Origin of the sequence: Streptomyces sp. NPDC058796, assembly GCF_042745235.1 — a bacterium.
GTDB lineage: Bacteria > Actinomycetota > Actinomycetes > Streptomycetales > Streptomycetaceae > Streptomyces.
In genome coordinates this window covers 21,937-28,265 of sequence record NZ_JBHYOP010000025.1, presented here as the reverse complement: position 1 = coordinate 28,265, position 6,329 = coordinate 21,937, and the positions used below count along the sequence as shown (strand labels likewise).

General features: G+C 68.4%; 7 protein-coding genes. 5 read left to right on the top strand and 2 right to left on the bottom strand.

Annotation, left to right across the window (positions count from 1 at the left end; translation table 11 throughout):
- Positions 1-459: 459 nt before the first annotated feature.
- The gene (locus ACFW47_RS34435) at positions 460-888 is read right to left on the bottom strand and encodes a hypothetical protein (RefSeq protein WP_386308204.1); all 429 of its coding nucleotides are present in this window, start codon (positions 886-888) and stop codon (positions 460-462) included.
- Positions 889-1,440: 552 nt separating this feature from the next.
- Here ACFW47_RS34435 and ACFW47_RS34430 point away from each other — a divergent pair.
- The 5 genes from ACFW47_RS34430 (at position 1,441) to ACFW47_RS34410 (ending at position 5,597) form a co-directional block, all read left to right on the top strand.
- Positions 1,441-2,085: an MBL fold metallo-hydrolase gene (locus tag ACFW47_RS34430; RefSeq protein WP_386308203.1), complete on the top strand. Its 645-nt coding sequence runs from the start codon at positions 1,441-1,443 to the stop codon at positions 2,083-2,085.
- Positions 2,086-2,109: 24 nt separating this feature from the next.
- Positions 2,110-2,955, top strand: a complete 846-nt coding sequence (locus tag ACFW47_RS34425) for a fumarylacetoacetate hydrolase family protein (protein ID WP_386308202.1) — start codon at positions 2,110-2,112, stop codon at positions 2,953-2,955.
- Positions 2,952-3,638, top strand: a complete 687-nt coding sequence (locus ACFW47_RS34420; RefSeq protein WP_386308201.1) for an acetate uptake transporter — start codon at positions 2,952-2,954, stop codon at positions 3,636-3,638. The genes ACFW47_RS34425 and ACFW47_RS34420 overlap by 4 nt, the downstream gene beginning before the upstream one ends.
- A gap of 128 nt (positions 3,639-3,766) precedes the next feature.
- Positions 3,767-4,192, top strand: a complete 426-nt coding sequence (locus ACFW47_RS34415) for a MarR family winged helix-turn-helix transcriptional regulator (RefSeq protein ID WP_386308200.1) — start codon at positions 3,767-3,769, stop codon at positions 4,190-4,192.
- Positions 4,193-4,595: 403 nt separating this feature from the next.
- Positions 4,596-5,597 (top strand): D-cysteine desulfhydrase family protein, encoded by a 1,002-nt coding sequence (locus ACFW47_RS34410; RefSeq protein ID WP_386308199.1) that lies wholly within the window; start codon positions 4,596-4,598, stop codon positions 5,595-5,597.
- A gap of 61 nt (positions 5,598-5,658) precedes the next feature.
- Here ACFW47_RS34410 and ACFW47_RS34405 read toward each other — a convergent pair whose 3' ends face one another.
- Positions 5,659-6,279, bottom strand: coding sequence for a TetR/AcrR family transcriptional regulator (locus tag ACFW47_RS34405; RefSeq protein ID WP_386308198.1), 621 nt, complete (start codon positions 6,277-6,279; stop codon positions 5,659-5,661).
- Between the last annotated feature and the right edge of the window lie 50 nt (positions 6,280-6,329).

Genomic DNA, 6,329 nt, shown 5'->3' with positions numbered 1-6,329 from the left:
CGACCCACGGCCGCGACTGACGGTTTCCCATACCCAGACATACGAGCGGAGAGGCCGACCGTCTCATGATCAGCAGCTTTTGTTAGAGCCAGTTAGGAGCGGGGCGGGTGAACGCCTTCTCCAGTGCGCGGTCCAGGCTGTCCCCGAGCGAGTGCACCACGTGGCTTCGTTGATAGGGCAGGGGGTTCTTCGCCGACCTCCCGGGCCGGCGAAAGAAGCCTGACCCCTCACCGAGCCGAATCGCCCACGTTCACCGGCCTACACCCCCGCGTCAGGATGATCGTCCGGCCGAGTACAGACAGGAGTGGTCCGGAATGTGCAGACCCTGTGCGTGGGCGTGACGCGTGGGTGCGGCCGGTAGTTGATCCGGTCATCGCAGGTCCGCTCCCCCCGTTGCGGATAGCGAATACAGGGTGCCCCGGCGTTGCCTCGGTCCGGCCCCTGGCACAGCGCCCGGCCCTATCCCCCGTGGGGCCGGGCGCACGGGTGCGTCAGGTCAGCGGTGCACCGGATACAGGGGTTACCGGACGACTTCCTGGCCACTGCGCACAGCCACGTCCTGTTCGCGAACTTGGCGTTGACCTTCCAGGAAGCGGCGGCGAACCGGGGCATCCCTGCGGTCTGGTAGCGGGCTGTCTTCCAGCGGGTGACGTTCGACTGGGCCGCTGCTGAGCCGGTGTGCCGGTAGACGCGGAAGGCTTCGCCGTTGCGTTGCCGGCTGCTGGTGACGGTGATCGTGTCGACGTGCAGGACCTGGCCCTTGACGGAGATCGTCACGTCCTCGCTCGTGTTCTTGGCGCTCATGGGGGCCGCCGCGGATGCCGAGGGAGCCAGCAGCAGGAGGGCAGCCGCCGCGGTGAAGGCCGGCTTGATCGCAAGAGGTCGCATGGGCGGCTTACCCGTGCTGCGGTCGCGCGGGTACGCGGCCGGACCCTTGATCACCCCGGCGAGCGATGACGGGCCCGGCCAGGGCGGTCCGGTGAGGTCTCTATGTCCGGCAGCTGCCCGGGGGCCACGAGTAGGCGTCTGACGCGGGTGGCGCCGGCCTCGTGGAGCTGCTGTGCGCGCCGGTCGGCGCTGGTCGCGTCGTAGGCAACGGCGGAGGCGCGAGGGATCGTCGGAGTCTGTTGATGACCAGTGAGTGCGACGGCTCTCCAGCCGACGCACACCGAACGACAGGGGCACCGGGACGCTGAACATTGCACCGGACAGCACAAGCCGCTGCGCCGTGCCGCTGCGATCACATGGTCCGGCTCGGCTGGGCCCTCTCTCCGCAGTCGATCGAGCTCCGCTGCGGCATCAGGCGGGTCGAGGGTTGACGACGCCGCGCTTTACACCACGGCCCCCGACTTGACGCATCAGACTGCCTCCCCCGAAAGATCATGCAGTTACGTTGTACAGTTTAACTGTAGGAATCGACGGTTCCAGGAAGGACCTCCCATGCGATTCACCAAGTACGCCCACGCCTGCGTCGCGCTGGAGAAGAACGGCACCCGTCTCGTCATCGACCCCGGCACCTTCACACCCGAAGCGGCCGAGGCCGTGTCCCGGGCCCACGCCGTGCTGATCACCCACGAGCACTTCGATCACTTCGACGAGGAGATCGTGTCCTCGGCCCTGCAGGCCCAGCCGGACCTGCAGGTTTACGCGCCGACTCCGGTGGTGGCCACGCTCGGCTCCCACGACGGCCGTGTCCGGGCCGTTGCCGCCGGTGACAATTTCGCTTTCGGTTCGTTCACCATCACCGTGCACGGCCATCGGCACGCGCTGATCCACGAGGACATCCCGTGCCCCGACAACGTCGGCTACCTCGTCGACGACGGGGTCCTCTACCACCCGGGGGATGCCTACTTCGTGCCCGACGCCTCGGTGCACACGCTCCTGCTGCCGACGAGCGGGCCTTGGACCAAGCTCGGCGAAGCCGCCGATTACGTGCGCGCCGTCAAGCCCGAGCAGATCATCCAGATCCACGAGCTCATGCTCAGCGACCTCGGCCAGCAGTCCACCGCCACTCTCCTCGGCGAGAACGGCCTGACCGGCACCCCCATCACCCGCCTGACCCCGGGCACCACGATCCAGCTGTGAAACCCCGACACCCAAGGAACAGCCGTGCGCTTCGCCACTCTCCGCATCGACGACACCCTCACCGCGGCCCGCATCGAAGGTGACCGCGCTGTCCTCGTCGACGCCTCTCACGCCGTCGACGCCTACCTGCGCCGCGAGCACCTGACGGAAACCGGAGAAGTCGACGCGCGGACCGCCCACTACGCCCGCGTCTCCCCCTCCCCGGCGCACATCCTGTGCATCGGCCTGAACTACCGCAGCCACATCCAGCAGCTGGAACGCCCCACCCCCGCCTACCCGACGTTCTTCGCTAAGTTCCCCTCCACCCTCACCGACCCTCGCGACGACATCACACTGCCGCGGATCAGTGACCACATCGGCGGTGAAGCGGAACTGGCCGTCATCGTCGGACGGCGCCTGAGCCGCGCCGGCGTGAACGAGGCGAACGAGGCCATCGCCGGCTACACCGTGGCCAACGACATGTCCTTACGGGACTGGCAGCACCGCACCACCGAAGCGCTCCAGGGCAAGGTGTTCGACCGCTCGACCCCGCTCGGCCCCGCACTGGTGACACCCGACGAACTCGACAACGCCCGCGACCTGACCGTCACCTTCACCGTCGATGGCGTCGAATGGCAGCGCGGATCCACCAGCGATCTGCTGTTCACCCCTGCCGAACTGCTGGCCTACTGCAGCACCTTTCTCACCCTGGAACCCGGCGACGTCATCCTCACCGGCACCCCCGGCCGGACGTCCGCAGCCGAGGCCACCCTCTCCCCCGGCCGAACACTGGTCACAGCAGTGGAAGGCATCGGAGCGGCAGTCAATCCCACCACCGCTGATCCCCTGCCCGACACCCGCAACCTGTGGCCGGAGTCCGGACCACGATGACCTCGCATCAAGCACCCCCTGTTCAACAGGGCCGAGACGAACCGCACCTCGCCAGTCCCGACACGCTCGGCCTGTGGGCGTTCGCCCTGGGAACCTTCGTGGGCACCCTCCCCGACACGGGAGGGGTCGCACGAACAGGTCTGGCCACAGGTGTCGCCGTCTTCCTGGGGGGCGGCGCTCAGCTCCTCGCCGGGCTGCAGGAATACCGAAGCCGCAATGTCTTCGGGGCGACCTCGTTCACCGCCTTCGGCCTGTTCTGGGTCACCATCGGCGTGACCGACTGGCTGACCGGCGTGCACCTGCTTCCCCCCACCGACCACGTCACCCTCGGCTGCTACCTCGCCTGCTGGACGGTGTTCGCCTTCATTCTCTTCGGCGCCACCCCTGCTCTGAATCGCGCGCTCGAGATCACAGTGGGCCTGTCCGGCGTCGGTCTGCTGGCCAAGACCATCGGCGCCTTCGGCAACCTTGCCGTCTTCACCCGCGCCGGCGCCTGGCACCTCATCGCTTGCGCGACCGCCGCGGCGTACACGGCGACAGCACTCTTCTGGAACACCGCCTATCGGCGCAGCGTTCTGCCTCTCGGTGACCTCACTCGATCACCCGCCGCAGTCACAGCCAACCCCCCTGCCGGTCGTGCCGACCCGCCAGGCGAAGCAACACGACAGCAGCCCGCCGGGTGAAGCGTTCAGCCACCGGCGCCTGCCCAAGCGGCGAAGTACCCGAAGGCCTTGACGGGGCAGGAGCGAACTTGCAGCAAAGTACAGTTTGCTTGTACACGTTGATTGCGCGGTCCGCATAGGATGCACCCATGAACGAGGAGGACACACTCGCCGAAGATATGCGGCAGGTGATCGGAGAGCTGGTCCGCACCGTACGAACCGTGGACACCATGCCCTCCGGCGAAGCCGCCGTCCTCGGCCACCTCGACCGCACCGGTCCGCAAACCACGGCCGAACTGGCAAACCGCCGGGGAGTGACCCACCAGTCGTCAGCTAAAACCGTCAAGGATCTGCGCGCCAGCGGCCTCGTCCGCACCGAGCCCCATCCCACCGATGGACGCAAACTTCTGGTCCACATCACCGAAACCGGACGAGCCCGCCTCCGTACCGAGCGATCCCACCGTTCCGATCGCCTCAACACCGCCATCCGCGAGACACTCAGCCCAACGGAGCAGCAACAACTACGCGACTGCGTCTCCCTCCTGGCCCGCCTGGCCGCCCACCTACGGACCTGACCGGCCGCAATGCCCGGCCGGGAATGCATACAGCGCCTTGGTCGCCGCCCCGTCGGATACTTCAACTCACGTCGTGGCCTCGGCTCGACCATGAGCGAACCGACGCACTGCGACGTACTCGGTCAAGCCGTCAGGCGTCGGCCTTCTCGCTACCTCCTGCGGAGCCATCGAGGTCGCGAGCCAGCTGATCTAAGCCCAGCACATGGCACCGCCTGGTGCGGCACCGAAGGCCAGGCGCGAGGCGGGTCGACACCGCCACGGAAAAGCTGGGGGACGGCAGCCATCTCAGCCGACGAACCCGCATGCTCGCGGAGCGACGCGGCCGAACCGCCGAAGTCACTGCGCGGACGCATGGTGAGGAAACAGCATGCCTGCCAGACCGCTTCAAGGACAGGAGACGTTCATGGACTCTCGTAACATCGAGCCGGCACAGAGCGACACAGACCCGGCCGACCTGTCCTTCTCGCCCCTGCGACTGGGGAGCTGGCCCACGCCTTTGGAACCGGCTCCCCCGCTCGCCACAGCCCTCGGGCTGCGCGCCGAGGACCTGTGGATCAAACGCGACGACCTCACCGGCCTGGCCGGAGGCGGCAACAAGATCCGCAAGTTGGAGTGGACGGTGGCGGGGGCCCTGGCCGAGCACGCGGACACCCTGGTCACCACCGGCGCCGCCCAGAGCAATCACGCCCGCCTGACCGCGGCAGCCGGAGCCCGCCTCGGCCTGGACGTGGTGCTCGTCCTCCCGGGGAAACCGCCGGCCGCAGCGTCCGGCAACCTCCTGCTCGACAGCCTTCTCGGCGCCCGCCTGGTCTGGGCCGGCGACGTGGACGGCGAAGGTCTCAAGACGACAGCCCGCCGGACCGCCGAGGAACTGCGCGGGGCGGGCGCGGCCCCCGCCGTGATTCCCTTCGGCGGCTCCAGCGTCCTCGGTGCGCGAGGCTACCGGGACGCCGGCAGGGAACTGCTCGGGCAGTGCCCCGGCGTTCGGCACATCGTCGTGGCCCTCGGCTCGGGCGGCACGATGGCCGGGCTGGTGGCCGCCGCCGGAGCCCGACGGGTTCTCGGAGTGGACACCGGAGCCCGGCCCGAAGCGGTGACGGCCGTCCACGAGTACGCGGCGGCGCTGACGCGGAGTCCTCTCACAGTCGGGGACCTGCGGGTGCGTACCGACCAGATCGGCGTCGGTTACGGAACGCTGACCGCGCAGACAGCCGACGCCCTGTCACTGGCCGCCCGGTGCGAAGGCGTGGTCCTGGACCCCGTCTACTCAGGCCGCGCCCTCGCCGGACTGCGTGCCGCCGTCCGCGACGGGGACATCCGCCCCGGTGAGACAACCGTCCTGGTGCACACCGGCGGGCTTCCTGGATTCTTCGGCCACTCCGGGATCCCGGCCCTGCTCGGCTGATGGACCGTGGTCGCTGTACCCCCAACGGCCGGTCCAGACCGACGCGGGAACCGGTGGACGCTCATCGAGGGGTATACAGCGTGACTGTGGCTGTGTGACGCAGGAACTCCTCAGCGCGGTCCCAGGACCAGCCACTGTCGACGACGAGGGTGCGCCAGCCGGACGGGCCGAACCAGTACCACAGAGCGTCTGCCGTCTCCTGTGGAGTGCACGGGGGTGGGGCCACCAGTGCATGCAGATGATGCGCGGCCGTAACCAGTGCCTCCCGGTATGCCGCTGTGGCGCGCTGCCACAGCGCTTCACCGTTCTCGTGCACCGGCAACGCTTTGCGAATTGCCTCGTGCACACGGAAATGTTCCTCGTTGCCGGCTCTGGTGCCGCGCGCCAGAGCCTCCAGGACGGCCTCGGGCCGGTCCAGGCCGAGGACTTGCCGTACGGCCTGCTGGTGGCCGGACGCAGCCACGCCCTGGTCCACGATCCGGTCCAGGATGTCGCTCTTGCTGCCGACGCTCGCGAACACCGTCTTGGAGGAGACACCGGCTGCGGATGCGATGTCCGCGACGGTCACCAGTGCGTAGCCGCGCTCAGCGAACAACTCGGTGGCCTGCTGAAGGATCTGCTCCCGCGTTCGTGCGGCGGCCTGCGCGCGCAGAGGGGAGACGTAGGAGCGCTTCGGGGACACGGCCCCATCCTATGCATTTCCTTGGTGCACTATTGATTAGGTTGCCTGTT